Origin of the sequence: Sulfurospirillum diekertiae, assembly GCF_002309535.1 — a bacterium.
Classification (GTDB): domain Bacteria; phylum Campylobacterota; class Campylobacteria; order Campylobacterales; family Sulfurospirillaceae; genus Sulfurospirillum; species Sulfurospirillum diekertiae.
In genome coordinates this window covers 2729804-2749527 of sequence record NZ_CP023275.1, presented here as the reverse complement: position 1 = coordinate 2749527, position 19724 = coordinate 2729804, and the positions used below count along the sequence as shown (strand labels likewise).

The window sequence follows — 19724 nt, the reverse complement described above, 5'->3', positions numbered from 1 at the left end:
TATTTACGTTAGTGTGTGAGGTTGCTCGAAGATATACCCTTGAAAGAGGTCAAAATCAAGCTCTCGAGCAGCCTCTAAAACGGCTTTAGCGTTAAGCTGCGTCGCGACAATTTGGATATTTTTGCTTTTGCATAATGCGACCATTGTTTTACATGTAAACTGAGCAGAAGCATCAAGAGAGAGATGCCGTATCAGCTCACCATATACCTTGACGACATCAATCATTCCCGTTTCAAATGTACTAATGAGTTTTTCGTTATCCACATTGTCCAAAGCAATGCTTAACCCCACCTCTTTGAGTTCACGTATCGCATTTTTTAAAACATCAAGAGAGGTTTTTTGATCGTATTGAATTTCTAAGACACTATTTTTACCTGAAAAACATGTTTTTAAGAAGCTCAAATATTCAGGGTTTACAATGTCTTCAGAAGAAAGGTTTAGTGCAAGACGCAAATGCGTTTGATCGCAAAGCTGTGCTACTTTGTTGGCAATGCTTTTAAAGAGAGCATCATAGAGGTTGCGCTCTTTTGCAATTTTTAAAAAGAGTTTTGGCGATTGTACGGTTTGATGATAGGCTAGGCGAAGAAGCGCTTCATAATAAGAGGGTTGCTCATTTTGATCAACGATGGCTTGAAAATGAAGGACTATTTGTCCACTCTCAATCGCACCTTTTATCATGGATTCGATTGCTTCTTCGTTTTCATTCATAAGCATATTGGCAAATTCAGAATAGGTCACAAACGGTTGATTTTCAGCCTTCGCAACCAGAAGCGCTTTGCGTGCTTTTTCCAAAGGCTCATAGTGGTCAAAACTAATCCCCATATGTACCTCAAGATCAATATTTTGATTTTGGTAAGCATAGCTTAGGCGTTGTATTGTATCTCGAAGAGATAACGTAATGCACTCCATTTTTGAGAGTTCAAAGGGCGTGTCTAGTAGCAATATAAACTTATCATCTTGAATACGAAAAAGCTCCATTTCATGCTCTTTTGCAAAGCTTTGCAGTGTTAAAGAAAAGGCACACAAGACAAAATTACCACCTTCATCACCAAAGGCAAGATTGATATTTTTAAACTGCTTAATATCGACCAAAAAGAGTTTGGGGCTTTTACATGTAAGCAATTTTTCTTCAAAGGCGCTATGGGAAGAGACTTTGGTGAGGGCATCAATCATAAAAGCTCCTGTGCTTTGTTGTATTCTTCGGGATAGTTAAGATTTAAGAACAAAGTATCGTCTTCGAAAGTGACATAATGGGTATTGCTTTGCTGCAATACAAGGCGTATTTTGTGCTCATTATGCGAGAGTAGTTCGCGAATTTTTTCGATAATGGAAGGCGCATAAATAGCACAGAGTTGGTGTGATGAACACGGCGAAGTGGCAATAACGGCATCATGATGATCTAGTTGCTCATAAAGTTTTTCAAAGACTTCGGGTGTTACAAAAGGGGTATCAACACTCAGAATGCATACTGGTGTTTTAAAGTGCTCCAAAATAGACAGCAACGCAATGAGCGGAGAGTGCTCACTATAATTGCCAATGTCTTCAATAAACGAGGCGTCAAACTCAAATTTTGCGCTGTTTTTTGCGCTGACATGTAAACTGGCGAAATAGGGTTTGAGCCTGTGAAGTTGGAACTCGGTCAGTGTTTTAAAATCGCCAAAGGGAAGCAAAGCTTTATCGCTTCCCATACGTGAACTTTTCCCCCCAGCTACAATGACTAAAGGCAGTGGGATAAAAAGCATTAAAGTGTTCTTGGATCGGTGATTTTGCCCATAATCGCACTGGCAGCTGCTACGGCGGAGTTAGCAAGATAAATCTCACTGGTACGAGCGCCCATACGTCCTACGAAGTTACGGTTGGTCGTAGAGACACAACGTTCCCCTTCGCCCAAAATGCCCATGTATCCACCCAAACATGCGCCACAGGTTGGGTTGCTAAAGACCGCCCCTGCTTCAACAAAGATATCAACAAGCCCCTCTTTTTGTGCTTGTAAGGAGATCTTCTGTGTTGCGGGTGTAATGATAAGACGTGTTTTACGTGCTACTTTGTGACCTTTAAGAATCTTTGCCGCAATGCGTAAATCTTCCAAACGACCGTTAGTACAACTGCCGATAAAGACTTGATCAATGCTTAGATCATCTTTGACGGCTTCATTGATGGATTTACCGTTTGAAGGTAAAAATGGATACGCGATAACAGGGTCAAGGTTCGCTACGTCGATATTAAGAACTTGGATATATTCAGCATCCGCATCGGAGTAGAAGAATTTTGGTTCACGTGCAAGATTTTTATCTTTTAAAAATGCTTTGGTTGTCTCATCAACGGCAACAATACCGCTTTTCGCACCCGCTTCAATTGCCATATTGCACAATGAAAAACGATCATCCATGCTCAAATAACCAATCGTGTCGCCTGTAAATTCAAGTGTGCGGTACAATGCGCCATCCACCCCTAAAATGCGGATCACTTCAAGGATGAGGTCTTTCCCGTAGACATAGGGTTTGGGTTTGCCACTAAAAACCACTTTGATGGACTCGGGTACTTTAAACCAGTTCTCACCGGTAATCATCGCAAACGCAAGGTCAGTTGAGCCCATACCCGTTGCAAAAGCGCCAAGTGCGCCGTGTGTACAGGTGTGTGAATCTGCACCGATGATGACATCGCCTGGAACGACAAGCCCTTTTTCAGGTAAAAGTGCATGTTCAATACCCATATCTTTTTCATCAAAATAGTGTTTGAGGTCATGTTTGTACGCAAATTCGCGGCTGATTTTGGCTTGATTGGCACTGGCGATATCTTTGGCGGGGATGTAGTGATCCATGACGATACTAAAACCATCGGGATTGGCAAGTTTGGTCGCACCACTTTCTTCAAACGCTCTGATTGAGATAGGTGTGGTAATATCGTTACCGATAACCATATCAATCTTACTTTTAATAATTTCGCCTGCTTTGACAGCGTGACCCACGTGGTCGCTAAAAATCTTTTCAGTGATGGTTTGTCCCATGGTATGCCTTTTGTTTACATGTAAAATAGGGGTATTTTAGCAAAAAAAGGTTTAAGAAAAAAAGAGAGAGAAAAGAGTTGCCGCAAAGGACAACTCTTGGAAATGAATAGCTTGTAATTTTATAAGCTATTTTTGTTTTACATGCAGTATTAAAAAATGGTTATTTGCCGCAACCACAACCGCCACCACCGCAAGAGCCACCTTCATCACCTTTGGAGGTATCGATCGAAAATGGGAGGTACGCTGGACAAAAGCGAATAAGGGCTGTTCCTAATAAAACGACACCAATCAATCCAAACCAACTGTTGTAGATCACTCCTACGATAATGACAGCAATACCTGCAATCGCGCGAATCATCTTGTCTGTTTTTCCTACATTGCATTTCATTTTGAATCCTTTATTTTGATTTTGGTTATTATAAAACAAAAAAGCTTTATTTGTCAGTAACATACGTTACAAATCTATGACAAAATTTCTATTTCTTTACGATGGAGACGAATGATATTTTGTTTTTCGAGGTCTTTGAGTACGCGACTCACCACAACGCGCGATGTTCCTAATGCCTCCGCAATTTCTTCATGCGTTGCTTGTACAAGGTTTGAATGATGTGTTCTGAGCCATTCTAGAATGCGGCTATCGAGTTTTTTAAATTTGATGTCTTGAATGAGTGTAGCTAGGGCATCAAGTTTGATCGTAAAGAGTGAAAAAACATAGTTGAGGTATGTGGGGGATTGGTGCATTAGATGCTTAACGACCTCTTCGCTGACCATCCACCCCTCAACATCGCTCAAGCTTTGTGCAGTACCAATGGCGGGTGTTTGAGAGATTGTGCTTGAAGTGTTAATGACGCATTGTTCTCCCTCTTTGAGCGCATACAAAGGGATTTTTTTATCGTTTTCGCCATACATATAAAGTTCTATCTCGCCTTTGCCTAAAAGCAAAATATCTTTGCAAATATCTTCTTGGTAAAAAAGTATGGTATTTTTAGGAATTGAAACGCGTTTTGCATGGTGCATAAGGTATTCAAATTCTTCGCTACTTAAGGCTTTAGCAAATTCAAACTCGTTCAAACTCAGCATTATTTACCTTTACATGTAAGAATGCTTTATTGTACAAAAATTTTACTCAAAATTCGTAATGAAGGGGGTGAATTATGCAAACCCTTTGTAGTGTGCTAAAAAGCGTTTGATACCCTCGGTTGCAAAAAGTGCTTCACTCCAAGGCTTAGGGTCGATAATATCAAAGTGCTTCTCTTTTAAAACATACACACAGGCTTGGATGGGCTCATTTTTTACCAGAAGTTCTACTTCTGTACGTTGATAATATTCACCCTCAAAGGCATCCAAAATAGCCATATCTTCTTCATTGATATCGTAATAAACGACTCCTTCTACCAGTTCATTGGCTTTAAAAATAACGGGGTATTCATCTCCTTTGACGGAACGTCTTGCATAGCCTGCCAAGCTTGCTTGTTGTGAGAGATAATTTCCTTTGATCAGTCTATTCCAGACGTCTTCAAACATAAGTGATCCATAAGTGAAAAGATGTGCCATACGTGACTCCTTGATAGAAAATGATACCACGTTTTGTCACCACTGGGTTGCTCAAAAATTATGCAAAGAGGGTATAATAATAAGAAATCATCCAAGGTTTTTCAATGTTTACATGTAAAACAACCAACATGCATGAAGATTTTTGCGCTCTTACGCATGCGTTGGATTTAGAGCTTAATAGGCGTTATGGTAAAGAGCAAGCGCTGTATGACAAACACAATGTGCTAGATCCTATTGAAACCGCATTAATCGGTTATGAAGATAATCTGCCTGTTGCATGCGGATGTTTTAAAAAGATTGATGATACAACGGTTGAGATCAAGCGCATGTTTGTTCAGCCCAACTATCGTAGGCGTGGTCTATCATCAAGACTCCTTTTGGAGTTGCACGCGTGGGCAGAAGAATGTGGTTTTTTGTATGCTCAATTGGAAACGGGTAAGGGTCAACCCGAAGCAATTGCCCTTTATACCAAAATGGGGTATGCGGTCATTCCCAATTATGCACCTTATGTGGGGATGGAAAACAGCGTCTGTATGCGCAAAGTACTAAGGAGCTAGCATGGTACACTGCACTTTTTCTTCGCCTGTGGGTATGTTGTTAATCACTGCGGATGAGCGCGGTATTTGTGCGCTTGATTTTGACGAGAATGGGGACGTTTTAGAAGGATCTAATCAGCATATTGAACAGCTCAAACACGAGTTAGAGGCTTATTTTGCAGGCAAGCTCAAAACGTTTGAAGTGCCATTGCACCCTCAAGGAACGTCTTTTCAAGAAAGCGTATGGCATGTCCTTCAAGGCATACCTTATGGTGAGACCATTTCATACAGTCTCGAAGCGGAACTGTTGAAGCATCCTAAAGCCACGCGCGCGGTTGCGAATGCCAACGGAAAAAATAAAATTGCCATTGTGATTCCCTGCCATCGTGTCATTGCCAAAGATGGCGGTATTGGTGGGTATAGTGGAGGATTGTGGCGTAAAGAGTATTTATTAGCATTAGAGCAGAAATATCGATGAAAGTGGTTTTAGCAATTGATTCATTTAAGGGATGTGCAAGTTCTCAGGAACTCTCAGCGTGGATAGAAGAGGGTATTAAAGAGGTTTACACTGAAGCGGATGTCCATGTCTGTTATATTGCCGATGGTGGTGAGGGAATGCTTTTCGCGATCATGCAAAATGTCAAAGGAAAAATCCTTACATGTAACGTGCATGATCCGTTGATGAATCCTATCAGCGCGCAGTATGGCATTTTGGAAGATGGTATCACGGCTGTTATTGAGATGGCACAAGCAGGAGGGCTCCCGCTTGTGCCCAAAGAGAAACGTAACCCGCTTGTGACCACAACGTTTGGTGTGGGTGAAATGGTGAAAGATGCGATTGAGAGAGGGTGTCAGAAGTTTATTGTCGGCATTGGTGGCAGTGCGACCAATGATGCCGCCCTTGGCATGCTTCAAGCACTTGGGTATCGCTTTTTGGATAAATCTGGCAAAGAACTTGGGTTGGGTGGCGCTATTTTGGAGCGTGTGCATCATGTGGATGAAAGCCATGTCTTGCCTGAACTTAAAGCATGTGAATTTATTGTTGCGTGCGATGTCGATAATGTCATGTATGGACCCAGTGGTTCAGCGCATGTGTATGCCGCGCAAAAAGGGGCCGATGAGGCGATGATCGAACGCCTTGACGCAGGAATGAAACAGTTTACGGATATACTGAAAGCTACACTGGGAAAAGATGTGGCAATGCACGTAGGTTCAGGTGCTGCGGGTGGTATGGGTGGCGGTATGCAAGCCTTTTTGGCCGCCAAACTTCGCTCAGGCATTGAGATTATTTTAGATCAGATCAGCTTTGATGACCACCTTAAAAATGCGACGCTCGTCATCACGGGAGAAGGGCGCATTGATAGGCAATCTTTGATGGGCAAAGTACTCAGTGGCGTCTCAAAGCGTTGTCAAAAAGCAGATGTGCCCCTCATTGCCTTAGGGGGCGGCATTGCCGATGAGCTTGAAGAACACGAGGGTGTGGATGCACTTTTCTCCGTGATGCGCTACCCGATGAGTTTGGAAGAGGCAATGGAAAAAGAACGCGCTCAGAAGCTGATAAAACAGAGTACTAAAGAGATTTTTCGACTGATCAAAGCCTTGAAAAATTCTGCCTTATAAGAAGCAAGATTCAGTACCATTGGCAAAATAAATACAATCACAGAGGCAAAAGCACCAAAGGTGCGCGGGCATCTTGCCGAAGGAAACTCAGTGTTAACGTAGTTTTTAGAGCTTTACTTATAGAACCGTATGATCATTTGAAAACGAACACCATCATTCTGCCTCGCAGAGGCAAGCTTTAGTGCCTTAGTGGCTAACGTAGCTTTTTAGGCTTTGCCTATAAAGCGTATCAAAATGAAAAAGAGATGTATGAAACACAGTGAACTTGTTTGTATCAATGACTATTTAAAGCAGTACCATAAAATTTCTTCGATTTACCGTGTGGATGACTCTGTCTTACGCATTATTTTTGAAGCGGGAGAACCACTTTTTATTGACCTTGGGCGTGGGGATTCGTATATGTTTTTTAAAGAGGATTTCAAACAAGCTAAGCGTTACACCGCACCCTTTGATGTTCTGCTTGCCAAGCGATTTTCAAATGCGAAGATTGAGTGCATGGAAGTGGAAGAGGGGAATCGTATTTGGCGCATTGGGGTGATGGCGAGTTCGAGTTATAAAGCGATGCGTACAACGTTACAGTTAGAGTTCACGGGGCGCAATACCAACGCGATTATCTTAGATGAAAATGAGGTGGTTTTAGAGGCAATGCGTCATATTGATGCCAGTGTCTCTTTTCGCAGTGTTAAGGTGGGTGAAATACTGGAAAAATTACCGCCTAAAGAGCTTAAAGAGAAGCCATTTGAGCTGGGTGGAAGTATCGAAGAGTATCTGAAAGCCTCGTATGAAAAACGTTTACATGTAAAGCTTGAAGAGATCAAAAAACAGAAAATTGCGCAGGTGGAAAAAAAGATCACGAAGCTTGTTCAGGCGATTGATGCCCTGGAGAATGAAGAAGAGTTGATGGTGAAAAGTGACGAGGCACAAAAAGAGGCAACCTTGGTTTTAGCACATTTGCATACCAACACGATCAAAGGGTATCAAGAAGCGGTGACACTGGTGGATTTTGAAGGCAATGAAGTGACGATTAACCTTCCCCAAGCACAAACACCGCAAATGGCGGCGAATATGCTCTTTAAAAAGTCAAAAAAACTGCGCCAAAAAGCGCTCTCGGTGCATCGCCAAAAAGAGAACTTAGACGAGAAACGACTCTTCTTGGAGCGAATGGTAGGTGTGATTAACGCGGCGCATGACCCTGAAGAGATACAGATTTTAGTACCCAAACAGCGCAAATCAAAGCAAAAAGGCGATGAGAGCAATCTTTATGAGACTTTTTTGTTAGAGGGTTATCGCATACTGCTTGGTAAAAATGAAAAAGGAAACATCGCACTTTTACAAGAAGCGAAAAAGAGCGATATATGGTTACATGTAAAAGATATGCCTTCCTCTCATGTGATTATTTGCACTGAAAAACAGAACGTTCCTGAATCTGTTCTCATATTTGCCGCAAAACTGTGCGTGGAGTTTAGCATGGCTCAAAAAGGTGGCTATTTGGTCGATTATACGAAACGTAAAAACGTCAAACCCTTTGATGGAGCGAATGTTGCTTATGAAGAGTATCAAACCTTAAAAATTTACAAAGAGTAGTGGAGTATTCTGGCTCGTAGAGCCAAGCTTTAGTGCCTAGTGCAACGTAGCTTTTGAGGCTTTGCCTAAGAAACGTGTTAAAATAGTAACGTTGCTTATGAAGAGTATCAAACCTTAAAAATTTACAAAGAGTAGTGGAGTATTCTGGCTCGTAGAGCCAAGCTTTAGTGCCTAGTGCAACGTAGCTTTTGAGGCTTTGCCTAAGAAGCGTGTAAAAATAAGGAGGCTTTTATGGCAAGTGTTGGTGCTATTGGAAATGTCATTTATGCGAACCAAATGGTAACGGTACAAGCAGCAAAACAGATGGACTACCAAAACAGTGTTCAAATGCAAAGCATGATTGCTGAAGCAATGCAAAATGAAAAAGAAGAGATTGTGGAAGATGTTAGGCCTGCCGAAGAGACCTATAAAATTGATCCTGAAAATGAGCATGAGCGCCAAAAAAGTGAAGAAGAAAATGGTGCTACAGAAGAGCAAATGAAGCAACATGAGGAGATGAAAGAGCATTCTAAAGCCGAAGAAGAGGAAGTTCCTGCAGTACACGATGGCCATTTAGACGTTAAAGCTTAGCCTCACCTTGACTTTGCTATGATTGCCTCTTTAGACAACATCCTTAAAAGAGTCCCTATGAACTTTAAAGCACTCTACGAATCAAATAAGCAGCGCGTTTTCACGGGCTTCGTGATGCTCGCATTTGCTATAGTGGTCGCATTTTTAAACAACGCACTCCTCACATGGCTCATTCTTGGTGCTATGTATTTACTCGCTTTTTATGAGGCAATGAACCTTTTTGATGTCAAAGACAATAAACTGTATGTGTATGCGGTTCTTTTATGGTTAGCGGCATTTGTCTATCCCAATCCTGATGATTTGATCTATTTAGCACTGATTGGATTTTTAGCTGTTATGGCTTACACTAAAAATGTGAATTATAAACTTCTTGCACCTTTTTTATACCCTTCGGTTTCGATGCTGTTTCTCTACGCTCTTTACCACGATTTTGGTATGTCCGTTTTGGTATGGCTCGTGATCGTTGTAGCTCTTACCGATACGGGGGCGTATTGCGTGGGTAAAAGCATTGGTAAAACACCTTTTTCTCCAACTTCGCCCAATAAAACACTCGAAGGTGTCATCGGCGGTGTGGTGATTGCGACAGTGGCAGGTGCGTTGTATGGAACGTTTTTGATTCCATTGTGGCTTTCAGCTTTCATTGCGTTTGTGACCTCTGTGGCATCTGTATTTGGCGATCTTTTTGAGAGTTATCTCAAACGAGAGGCTGGGCTAAAAGATAGTGGCACGCTCTTTCCGGGACATGGTGGCATGTTAGACAGACTTGATGGTTACCTTTTTGGTGGCGTGGTCATGGTCATCCTGCTTCGAGGGCTCGCGTAAGTGGTACTCCTAGGATCAACAGGCTCCATTGGCGTCAATGCGCTGATCATTGCCAAACGTTTTGGTATTACGGTGGAAGCCCTTGTTGCGGGTAAAAATATTGCACTTCTCAATGAACAAATTAAAGAGCACCACCCAAAATATGTCGCCATTAGTGACGCGAAAGATCGTACTTTAGTCAATCACACCAATGTATTTGTTGGTAAAGAGGGTATTTTAGAGCTTTTACAAAAAACACAGAGTTATTTGGTTGTCAATGCTTTGGTTGGATTTGTGGGGTTAGCTCCTAGCATCGAAGCACTACGACTTGGAAAACGTTTGGCACTTGCCAATAAAGAATCCCTCGTGGTTGCTGGGCATCTGTTGGATACCTCTCATATTACCCCCATTGACAGTGAACATTTTGGTTTGTGGTATCTTTTAGGAAAACGCCCCGTAAGTGGTATGACCATTACGGCAAGTGGGGGTGCTTTTCGAGATACTCCCCTTGAAAAACTCTCAACGATGTCCTTTCAAGACGCCCTTAAACATCCCAATTGGAGTATGGGCGCAAAGATAACCATTGATAGTGCGACGATGACCAACAAGCTTTTTGAGCTTTTAGAAGCTAAATGGCTTTTTGGTGTTGATAGACTCGATGCCATCATCGAACCAAAATCCCTAATACATGCCTTTGTAAATTTTAAAGATGGTAGCACCACAGCTCATTTAGCGGTTGCGGATATGAAACTTCCCATTGCCTTTGCTTTGGTAGGTGAAGTGGAAGAGCCTATTTTACCTTCCCTTGATTTAGCATCTATTGGTTCTCTCTCTTTTCGCCCTATTGAGGCGGCACGTTATCCTATTTGGGAGATCAAAGACGATGTTCTTGCCAACCCAACACGTGGTGTTGTCATCAATGCTGCCAATGAAGTGGGTATCGCGAAGTTTTTTAATCAAGAGATTAATATTTTAGAACTAGCAGAGCGAACGATTAAAGCCTATCGACACTTTGAAGATGCAATTCCTAAAAGTTTGGATGAGGTCTTTGAGATCGACCGCGAAGTGAGGCGTTACTGCTTAGCCCTTTAGGTTTACATGTAAAAGGGTTGGAAGATACGTTCTGCTCGGACTTTTCCCCAAAAAATAGAGATGTTACAAATGAGTGTGAATGACTTTTTACATGTAAAGAGGATAAGAGATAAGTTCTGCCTCGTACGAGGCAAGCTTTAGTGCCCAGTGCAGCGTAGCTTTTCGGGCTTTGCCCCAAACGTAGAGATGATAAAATGTGAGTGAAATGTTTTACATGTAAAGAGGATAAGAGATAAGTTCTGCCTCGTACGAGGCAAGCTTTAGTGCCCAGTGCAACGTAGCTTTTCGGGCTTTGCCCCAAACGTAGAGATGATAAAATGTGAGTGAAATGTTTTACATGTAAAGAGGATAAGAGATAAGTTCTGCCTCGTACGAGGCAAGCTTTAGTGCCCAGTGCAACGTAGCTTTTCGGGCTTTGCCCCAAAAGCGTGTAAAAATAGAATCAAAGAGAGGTATTGATGTTACACAAAACAGACTACAATTTTAGGTTTAAGGACAGCATTATTGGGTTGCAGTTCTTATTTGTTGCTTTTGGCGCATTGGTTTTAGTGCCAATCTTGACAGGGTTAGACCCCAATGTTGCGCTCTTCACCGCAGGTCTTGGAACGCTTTTGTTTCAACTGACCACACGTGAACAGATTCCTCCCATCTTTTTGGCGTCATCCTTTTCATTTATAGCGCCGATTATTTATGGGCTTAAAACATGGGGATTAGCAGGGACGCTGTGCGGTCTTGCCGCGGCAGGCTTGTTCTATTTTTTCTTAAGTATCCTCGTGCGCATTAAAGGCTCAGACTTTTTGCATAAGATTTTTCCCGCTGTCGTGGTAGGGCCTGTTATTATGACGATTGGGTTGATTCTCTCGCCTGTGGCCGTCAATATGGCAATGGGAAAAACGGGCGATGGTGCGATGGTGTTGGTTCCTCTTCATCAAGCGATGATGGTTTCGATGTCAGCGTTGATCGTGACGCTTTTGGTAGCGCTTTTAGGGAAAGGTGTGCTGAAATTATTGCCTATTTTGTGTGGTATTATTGCAGGGTACGCAGTTTCGTTAATTTTAGGTATTGTCAGTTTTGATTCAGTGGCGAAAGCAGCATGGTTTGCCATACCAAATTTTGTAACTCCTGAGTGGAATCTTGAAGCGATTCTTTACATTTTACCGATTGCCATTGCCCCAGCGGTAGAGCATGTCGGTGGTATTTTAACCATCAGCAATGTCACCAAAACCGATTATTTGAAAAAACCAGGTTTGAAAACCACACTTTTAGGCGATGCGATTGCTACAACGGCGGCATCAATGCTCGGTGGCCCTCCTAATACAACCTATTCTGAAGTGACTGGTGCGGTCACGATTACCAAAGCGTTCAATCCTGCCATTATGACGTGGGCGGCACTGTTTGCGATTCTTTTAGCCTTTGTAGGTAAATTGGGAGGACTTTTAGCCACAATTCCAGTCCCCGTTATGGGCGGAATTTTGCTACTTCTTTTTGGGATTATCGCTTCCATTGGTTTGGGAACGATGGTGAGAGAGCAAGTCGATATGAATGACCCTCGCAATATGATCATTGTCTCTATGATTTTGGTGTTAGCCATTGGTGGAATGGTCGTTGATATGGGTGGCGTTGCATTTAGTGGTATTGGTTTAGGTGCGATCGTGGGTATTGTACTCAATTTAGTGTTGCCTAAAGGGCATCATATCAGTGAGCAATAAAGAAATTAAGGAAGATAGATGGAGATGATTGAAAAATTGGTAGCGACGCTCTCAGGTATTGTTTGGGGTGCTCCAATGCTTGTATTGCTAGTAGGTACAGGTCTTTATTTGACGATTATTTTACGGGGTATGCAGTTTTGGGCATTGCCACATGCGTTAAAACTTATTTTTCACAAAGAGAGTGATGGTGAGGGTGAAATCAGTCACTTTGCCGCCCTTATGACAGCCCTTGCCGCAACGGTGGGTATTGGTAACATCGTAGGCGTCGCTACAGCGATTACACTGGGTGGTCCTGGCGCTGTTTTTTGGATGTGGATGACAGGACTTGTGGGAATGGCAACGAAATACTCTGAGGCCGTTTTAGCGGTGAAATACCGTCAAAAAGGGCATCATCACGGTTTTAAGGGCGGACCGATGTACTACCTTACGTATGGGCTTAATATGCCGAAACTGGGTATGGCATTTGCTATTTTTACCGCCATTGCAGCATTTGGCATTGGTAATATGACACAAGCCAACGCAGTCGCTCAGATTTTAAGTAGTGAAATGGCCGTTCCAACATGGGTGACAGGTGTGGTTCTTTTAACCCTAACAGCCGTGGTCATTTTAGGGGGCATTAAATCGATCGGTAACTTTACTTCATTTCTTGTTCCGTTCATGATTTTGGCATATGTCTCTGTCTCTTTGGTTATTTTGGCCATGAACCTTGATAAATTAGGTGATGCTTTTGGTCTTATTTTTCATTATGCCTTTAGCCCGATTGCTGCGGGTGGTGGATTTGTAGGCGCTACGATGGCAGCAGCTATTCGCTACGGTGTCGCACGTGGTGTCTTTTCCAATGAATCAGGTCTTGGCTCAGCACCTATTGCGGCAGCGGCAGCCAAAACAAACGACCCTGTACGTCAAGCCTTAGTCAGCATGACCCAAACATTTATTGATACTTTAGTGGTTTGTACGATGACCGCACTCATTATCTTGATCTCGCCATTTTGGCAACAAGGGGTGAGTCCAAGTGCACTGACAATGCAAAGCTTTCAGCTTTACTTAGGAACATTTGGCGGAATCGTGGTTGTGATTTCAACCGTTTTATTTGCCTATTCGACGATTTTGGGTTGGAGTTATTACGGTGAAAAAGCATTTGAGTACATCTTCGGTGAGCGATTTATTCGTTTATACCGTGTTTTATTTATTGTAGGCGTGATGGTCGGTTCGATGCTGAAACTTGAGTTTGTCTGGAATTTTTCAGATCTTATGAATGGTATGATGGCAATTCCAAACCTTGTAGCGCTGTTACTTCTCTCTCGTGTCATTTCGGCTGAGAGTAAGCGTTATTTTGAGAGTCTTAAGTAAGGAAAATAGGGTATGTTTCGCCTTTCGTTCGCATTTGCAGCTATTGCAGTTTTATCGCTTATTAATTTTTACAGTTACAAGCGTTTTCTCAAACGCTTGGATCTGTTTTTCAAGATTCAAGGTGTGATCAAATGGGTGATGATCGCCATTACCCTGTGCGAAATATGCTACTTCTTAGTCCTTCGTTTGGACAATCTTGACCCCATTTTGTACACATTATTCTCGGCGATGATCGGTGTCTCGTTTATGCTGTTTTGTGTGGCGATACTTTACGATCTCTTTCATATTCCTTATGCCAAAATCCCACATGATTATTCCAGACGATTGTTTATCAAAATGGTATTTGATGTTACGATGCTTATTTTGGCATTTTCGTACATTGCTAAAGGCTTTCTTAATGGTATGAAAGCACCGCGCATTAAAGAGGTCGATGTTTTTATTGATGGGTTGGAATCAGAGCTCAGCATTGTTCAGATTACGGATGTGCACATCGGCAAAACCCTTGGAAAATCGTTTATGGATGCTGTGGTGAAGCAAGTAAATGCTTTAGATGCGGATATGGTTGTCATTACCGGTGATTTGATCGATATGCCGGTGACTCAAATTGGTGACAAACTTGACTCTTTGCGCACCATTCAGAGTCGTTTGGGTGTTTACTATGTGCCGGGAAATCATGAGTATTTTTACGGCGTTCATAAAATTATGGAGTATGTTCGTACTTTGGGCGTTCATGTTCTTTCCAACCGTTCTATTGTCATCAATCATACGATTAATCTTGCGGGTGCGATGGATATGTCCGGCAAACGTTTTGATTTTGAGCCACCTGATCTAAAGCGTGCACTTTTACATGTAAAGCCAGAATTGCCAACAATTTTGCTCTCCCATCAACCTAAAATTGTCAAAGAAATGACCGATGAAAAGATTGATCTGATTCTTAGTGGTCACACACACGGGGGACAGATTTTTCCTTTTGGTCTTTTGGTACTCCTTGATCAGCCTTATTTAAGTGGTCTGTATCAGCACTCAAAGCACACACAAGTCTTTGTCAGTAATGGTGCGGGTTTTTGGGGTCCAGCGGTGCGTATTATGGCGCCTAGTGAAATCGTCAAAATCAATCTTAAAGTCAAAAAAGCATGAAACAGTTTCTTTTTCTTCTCTTGTTTTCTCTTATCTTAGGTGGCTGTAGCGCCAAACAAGATGCTTTACATGTAATGCCAAACGAGGTCTCTGCCCTCACCACGCAGTTAACACAGTTAAGCCCCGATGTGGACTACCAAGAAGCGCGTATGTTCGCTTATGAATCGTTGCTGTACCCTCAAGTTTTAGCCGAGCGTTATGGGCTTGTCTATCCACCAACGTTTCATAATTTTTTGATTAATACAGGGCTTAAAGAGCGAGGGCTTTGCTATCAATGGAGCGAAGATATGATCACGCATCTGAAAAGCCAAAAGTACCAAAGTTTTGATTTGCGTTGGGGTGTTGCGAATAAGGGTGAATTTAATGAGCACAATTCCGTCGTTGTTGTCGCAAAAGGCGCACCGTTTCGTACGGGTATCTTAATTGATCCCTGGCGCAATTCGGGCGTGCTATATTGGGCAAAAATAGGGGATGACCCTGATTATAAATGGGTAGAAAATTTAGAACGAAGTCGCTATTATGGGACAATTGAGCGCTAAGCTGTCTTTTGTAAGATAATGCGAATAACACTCGCCCGTCCGATATGACTATCGCCTTCATTTAGGGTAACAACCTCTTGTGCCAGTTTCAAAATTTTGCAAGAGAGATTTTTTACGGTATCCAGAATATCATTGACATCGTAGAGGAACGTAAGATCTTTGGGACCTCCACTCTCAAAGTGAATCTGGCTTTCACTAAAAAATTCGGCAATAAAATAGCCCTGAGGGGCAAGCGCTTCGATTGCTTTTTCAAAAAGCATTTTTTGGTTAGGCTTTGCGAGGTGAAGATAGGTGCAGATGACGGCATCATAAAGTGTGTCAGGTTGCCAATACTCCAAGAGTGTATGGCGGATTTTAATAAAAACGTAATGCTCTTTTGCCCGTTTGCGCAGTTTGAAAAGCGCTACATCAGAAGCATCCAAAGCTTCGACTTCAAGACCTTTATCGGCTAAAAAAATGGCATTACGCCCTTCGCCTTCGCCCAAACAAAGCACTTTTTGTGCTTGAAGTAAAAGGTCACTGTTCTCTTTAATAAAATGATTGGGCGCTTCTCCGTAGATGAAATGGTTTGTTTGAAATTTTTCATTCCAAAATGCTTGCATCTGCACCCTTGTTTTTTAGCGTTATTGTCAGTTTATTGTAACACAATTTAAATCAATGACATTCTTTTTTAGTTTTGTTACAATCTTTTCATCATATGAAGGAGTCACCATGAAATACCCTACTTTTTTTGATACGATAGAAACCATCACGCTACAGGATCCTCTCTCAGAAGTGTTAGGCGCTTTTGAAAAGGGAGAGATTGTTTTTAGTTATTTAGATGTTGTCAAAAGTGCAGGACATAGTTGTCCAACGATTGCAGGCGCTTATTTGATGGTAAGAGAAGGGCTTAAAGCGCTTTATCCTAACGCGATACCCAAACGAGGTGGTATCAAAGTTTTCTTTAAAGAGGCGCAAAAAGAAGGAACAACGGGTGTCGTTGCGAATGTCTTTTCACTGATAACAGGAGCAACCGATCATTGGGGATTTAAAGGTTTAGGGGCTCATCACAAACGCACAGATTTGATGTTTTTTAATGCTCAAATACCTTTACATGTAAGAATGCAGCGGATGGATACGGATGAATTTGTGGATATTGCTTATAATCCTAGTTGTATTGAGGTTGACCCGCTCATGCAACCTTTGATGCAAAAGTTACTTACTGAAACACTCAATGCGGAAGAAAAAATGCTTTTTTCACGTTTATGGCAGGCAAGGGTAGGCAAAATTTTAGAATTTTTTGATAAAGTAATAACTATAAAATAACCCAACTGGAGTATGAATTGTTAAGCTTAAAAAAACAAAATATTACCAAATGGATTGTTTTTTTACCTGCCTTTGCCATTCTACTCACTTTTTCAATTACCTTGGCGATTATTATCTCTGCCGAGCGTGCTGAGTATTATAAATCACTTGAAAACACACGTGTTGCTTATGTGAAACGCTCTAAAGCCCAAGCGCAAGAACGCATTGATAAACTGATCGACTATATCAATGAAAATGAAAAATTTTTGATGAATGAAGCGAAAGATGAAGTTAAAAACATTGTCAATTTTGCCTATAAAAGTATTAATGATATTTACATTGAAAACCCCAACCTTCCGCGAGATCAAATTTTAGAAAAAATTAAAAAAAAGTTAAGAGATACACGTTTTTTCAATGACCTTAGCGGTTATTATGTTGTTTTTGGTTTAGATGGAACCTGCATCATGCATGGGGCTGATAAGGAGCTAGAGGGGAAGAATTTTCTCCATGCGCAAGATGCTGCTGGTAAATATTATGTCAAAGAGGGAATTGAGCGGCTTAAAAGAGAGGAAGCCTTTTCGCTGATTTATCCTTGGAAAAATCCTCAAGATGAAAAAGTTCGTAATAAAATAGGCTATGCTAGGCAATTTGCTCCTTTAAATATCTATGTTGCCAGTGGGCGTTATGAAGATGAGCTGAGAGAGAGGATCAAAAAAGAGACTCAAAAACTGCTTCTCAATACGAAGTATGGTGAGTATGGCTATATCTTCGCGTATGATTATGATGGCAATACTATCTCTCATGGCGATCATTCGTTGGTCGGTAAAAATAGGCTGGATGTTGTTACCAACCATCAATTTATTATTAAAGATATTGTGGAAGGAGGTAAGCGTAATCTTGAGGGCTTCTTTATGAGTTATGTTGCCTCTTATCACCCGACCGCCCTTGATCGTAGTAAAATCTCCTTTATTCGTGCAATTCCACAATTTGAGTGGGTAATTGGTACGGGGGCATACTTGTATGAAGAAAACAATGCGCTACTAGAGCAAGAACAAATTCTTAGAGATAAAATGCAATCAACGATTATTAACATGTTAGCAGTCTCCTTGATTATCATGCTCTTGGTAATGGGGATCATGTTTTTTATCTCAACAAAACTTCGTTCGGTTTTATCTCGTTACGAAAACCACTTACTCTTAAGTAACAAGCAAATTAGAGAACAAAAAATGGTTTTTGAAACGTTGTACCAAAAGTCTGCTGATGGAATTTGGTTGCTGAAAGAGGGTGTTTTTGTCGACTGTAACGAAGCGATTATGAAGATGTTCAAAGCCAAAGATAAAAAAGAACTCATCAATGTGACTTTAGCAGATCTCTCACCAGAATTTCAGCCAGATGAACAGAGCTCTTATGAAAAAGCTTTGTGGATGAATGCCTTGGCATCACAACAAAGCGTCCATAAATTTGAGTGGCAAGCGCGAGCGTGTGATGGAAAGCTTTTTTGGATTAGCGTGATGATGACAACCATTCATATGGACAAAGGTATTATTCAACACTGCTCTGTGCGCGATATTACCATCCGTAAAGCGCTTGAAGACGAGAATAAAAACCAGAAAAAACTTTTAATTCATCAAGTAGAACACGATACGCTCACAGGACTTCCTAACCGTAATCTTTTACAAGACAGACTCACGCAAGCGATCAAAAAAGCGAGTCGCGATGGTAAAGTTTTAGGTGTTATGTTTGTGGATATTGATAAATTTAAAAGCGTTAATGACTCTTTAGGACACGATGCAGGTGATATCCTTTTAACAACGATTGCCACACGCATGAAAAGCAGTGTCCGCGAGACAGATACGGTAGCGCGGTTAAGCGGTGATGAGTTTATTGTATTGCTTGATGGGTGTAAAGATGTCAGCGATATTTTTGTTGCAATTAAAAAATTGGTTTCTGCTTTTCAAGAACCTTTTCTTTTAGGAAATGAGAGTTTTAAAATTACCATGAGTATTGGTGTGAGCGTTTACCCCAATGACGGTGAAGTGGCGAGTAAACTCCTCAAAAATGCTGATATCGCAATGTATAAAGCTAAGTCAAAAGGGCGCAATCGTTATGTCTTTTTCGATCAAGAGATGAACCAAGAGACCAATGAACATCTTGAAATTGAAAAAAGCTTGCGTAAAGCACTGGATAAAAATGAGTTTGTGATTTTCTATCGACCTCAAATTAATCTTCAAAGTGAAAAAATTGTGGGCTTTGAAGCACTTATTCGTTGGAATCACCCAACACGAGGTTTGACGGCACCGGGATATTTTATCAATATTGCAGAAGAGAGTGAGCTCATCATTGAGATTGGAAACTGGGTGATTAAAGAGGTGATGCGTCAGATTAAAGTCTGGTATGACATGGGGCTTGATCCTGGTAAAACGGCGATTAATATTGCAGGAAAACAGCTAGAAGAAGCTGGATTAGTCGCTTTTATGATTCAAAGCTTACGCGAGAGTGGGTGTAAGCCTGAATGGATAGAAATGGAGATTGTTGAGCGATTTATTATGAAAGATACTACCAAATTCATAGCACTGTTAAAACGGTTTCGAGAATTAGGGGTCGATATTTCGATTGATGATTTTGGAACAGGACACTCTTCGCTAGCGTATCTTAAACAACTCCCGATTACAAAGCTAAAAATCGATCAAAGTTTTGTTCAAAATCTAGAAGAGAGTGGAGAAGATCGTGCAATCGCTCGAACGATCATTGAGCTTGGACGTGGTTTGGGGCTAAAAGTCTTAGCAGAGGGTGTTGAGACACAAGGACAAAAAGAGTTTATTTATAGCAGTGGGTGTGAGTTAATGCAAGGTTATCTCTTTAGTAAGCCTATAGCTGCCGCAGATGCAGAACTTTTATTAAAAAATCAAATGCACATGTTATAATCATAACAGGAAACAAT

The 19724-nt window shown here is 41.4% G+C and carries 20 protein-coding genes; 13 read left to right on the top strand and 7 right to left on the bottom strand.

Going from position 1 to position 19724, the window contains the following annotated elements; translation table 11 throughout:
• Positions 1-3: 3 nt before the first annotated feature.
• From SJPD1_RS14095 to SJPD1_RS14070, 6 genes are all read right to left on the bottom strand, one after another.
• A complete protein-coding gene (locus SJPD1_RS14095; RefSeq protein ID WP_096047715.1) occupies positions 4-1173 on the bottom strand; it encodes an EAL domain-containing protein in 1170 nt (389 codons plus the stop codon).
• Entirely contained in the window at positions 1170-1742 is a 573-nt protein-coding gene (mobA, locus tag SJPD1_RS14090; RefSeq protein WP_096047714.1) for a molybdenum cofactor guanylyltransferase, read from the bottom strand. The genes SJPD1_RS14095 and mobA overlap by 4 nt, the downstream gene beginning before the upstream one ends.
• Complete coding sequence (gene leuC / locus SJPD1_RS14085; protein ID WP_096047713.1) at positions 1742-3007, bottom strand: 3-isopropylmalate dehydratase large subunit; 1266 nt, start codon at positions 3005-3007, stop codon at positions 1742-1744. The genes mobA and leuC overlap by 1 nt, the downstream gene beginning before the upstream one ends.
• A gap of 160 nt (positions 3008-3167) precedes the next feature.
• Positions 3168-3395 carry a YgaP family membrane protein gene (locus SJPD1_RS14080; RefSeq protein WP_096047712.1) on the bottom strand — a complete coding sequence of 76 codons (228 nt, stop codon included), beginning with the start codon at positions 3393-3395 and terminating at the stop codon, positions 3168-3170.
• A 74-nt stretch (positions 3396-3469) separates the two neighbouring features.
• Entirely contained in the window at positions 3470-4087 is a 618-nt protein-coding gene (locus tag SJPD1_RS14075; RefSeq protein ID WP_096047711.1) for a Crp/Fnr family transcriptional regulator, read from the bottom strand.
• A 72-nt stretch (positions 4088-4159) separates the two neighbouring features.
• On the bottom strand, positions 4160-4561 hold the full coding sequence (locus SJPD1_RS14070; RefSeq protein WP_096047710.1) for a gamma-glutamylcyclotransferase family protein: 402 nt from the start codon (positions 4559-4561) through the stop codon (positions 4160-4162).
• Between the two features lie 104 nt (positions 4562-4665).
• Between SJPD1_RS14070 and SJPD1_RS14065 the strand changes: the two genes are divergently transcribed.
• The 11 genes from SJPD1_RS14065 (at position 4666) to SJPD1_RS14015 (ending at position 15499) form a co-directional block, all read left to right on the top strand.
• Positions 4666-5118, top strand: coding sequence for a GNAT family N-acetyltransferase (locus SJPD1_RS14065; RefSeq protein ID WP_096047709.1), 453 nt, complete (start codon positions 4666-4668; stop codon positions 5116-5118).
• A 1-nt stretch (position 5119) separates the two neighbouring features.
• Positions 5120-5575, top strand: a complete 456-nt coding sequence (locus SJPD1_RS14060) for a methylated-DNA--[protein]-cysteine S-methyltransferase (RefSeq protein ID WP_096047708.1) — start codon at positions 5120-5122, stop codon at positions 5573-5575.
• Positions 5572-6717 (top strand): glycerate kinase family protein, encoded by a 1146-nt coding sequence (locus SJPD1_RS14055; RefSeq protein ID WP_096047707.1) that lies wholly within the window; start codon positions 5572-5574, stop codon positions 6715-6717. Before SJPD1_RS14060 ends, SJPD1_RS14055 begins: the two co-directional genes overlap by 4 nt.
• Positions 6718-6966: 249 nt before the next feature.
• On the top strand, positions 6967-8301 hold the full coding sequence (locus SJPD1_RS14050) for an NFACT RNA binding domain-containing protein (protein ID WP_096047706.1): 1335 nt from the start codon (positions 6967-6969) through the stop codon (positions 8299-8301).
• A gap of 231 nt (positions 8302-8532) precedes the next feature.
• A complete protein-coding gene (locus SJPD1_RS14045; RefSeq protein ID WP_096047705.1) occupies positions 8533-8871 on the top strand; it encodes a hypothetical protein in 339 nt (112 codons plus the stop codon).
• Positions 8872-8928: 57 nt separating this feature from the next.
• Positions 8929-9693 (top strand): phosphatidate cytidylyltransferase, encoded by a 765-nt coding sequence (locus SJPD1_RS14040; protein ID WP_096047704.1) that lies wholly within the window; start codon positions 8929-8931, stop codon positions 9691-9693.
• Positions 9694-10764 carry a 1-deoxy-D-xylulose-5-phosphate reductoisomerase gene (gene dxr / locus SJPD1_RS14035; protein ID WP_096047703.1) on the top strand — a complete coding sequence of 357 codons (1071 nt, stop codon included), beginning with the start codon at positions 9694-9696 and terminating at the stop codon, positions 10762-10764.
• Between the two features lie 458 nt (positions 10765-11222).
• On the top strand, positions 11223-12473 hold the full coding sequence (locus tag SJPD1_RS14030) for a uracil-xanthine permease family protein (protein ID WP_096047702.1): 1251 nt from the start codon (positions 11223-11225) through the stop codon (positions 12471-12473).
• An 18-nt stretch (positions 12474-12491) separates the two neighbouring features.
• The gene (locus SJPD1_RS14025; RefSeq protein WP_096047701.1) at positions 12492-13823 is read left to right on the top strand and encodes an alanine/glycine:cation symporter family protein; all 1332 of its coding nucleotides are present in this window, start codon (positions 12492-12494) and stop codon (positions 13821-13823) included.
• Between the two features lie 12 nt (positions 13824-13835).
• Positions 13836-14960, top strand: coding sequence for a metallophosphoesterase (locus tag SJPD1_RS14020; RefSeq protein ID WP_096047700.1), 1125 nt, complete (start codon positions 13836-13838; stop codon positions 14958-14960).
• Positions 14957-15499: a hypothetical protein gene (locus SJPD1_RS14015; protein WP_096047699.1), complete on the top strand. Its 543-nt coding sequence runs from the start codon at positions 14957-14959 to the stop codon at positions 15497-15499. The genes SJPD1_RS14020 and SJPD1_RS14015 overlap by 4 nt, the downstream gene beginning before the upstream one ends.
• On the opposite strand, the gene SJPD1_RS14010 is transcribed toward SJPD1_RS14015, so the two are convergent.
• A complete protein-coding gene (locus SJPD1_RS14010) occupies positions 15496-16101 on the bottom strand; it encodes a class I SAM-dependent methyltransferase (RefSeq protein WP_096047698.1) in 606 nt (201 codons plus the stop codon). The genes SJPD1_RS14015 and SJPD1_RS14010 overlap by 4 nt on opposite strands.
• 109 nt (positions 16102-16210) lie before the next feature.
• Between SJPD1_RS14010 and SJPD1_RS14005 the strand changes: the two genes are divergently transcribed.
• Positions 16211-16804 (top strand): hypothetical protein, encoded by a 594-nt coding sequence (locus tag SJPD1_RS14005; RefSeq protein ID WP_096047697.1) that lies wholly within the window; start codon positions 16211-16213, stop codon positions 16802-16804.
• A gap of 17 nt (positions 16805-16821) precedes the next feature.
• Positions 16822-19707 carry a bifunctional diguanylate cyclase/phosphodiesterase gene (locus tag SJPD1_RS14000; protein ID WP_096047696.1) on the top strand — a complete coding sequence of 962 codons (2886 nt, stop codon included), beginning with the start codon at positions 16822-16824 and terminating at the stop codon, positions 19705-19707.
• Positions 19708-19724: the final 17 nt, after the last annotated feature.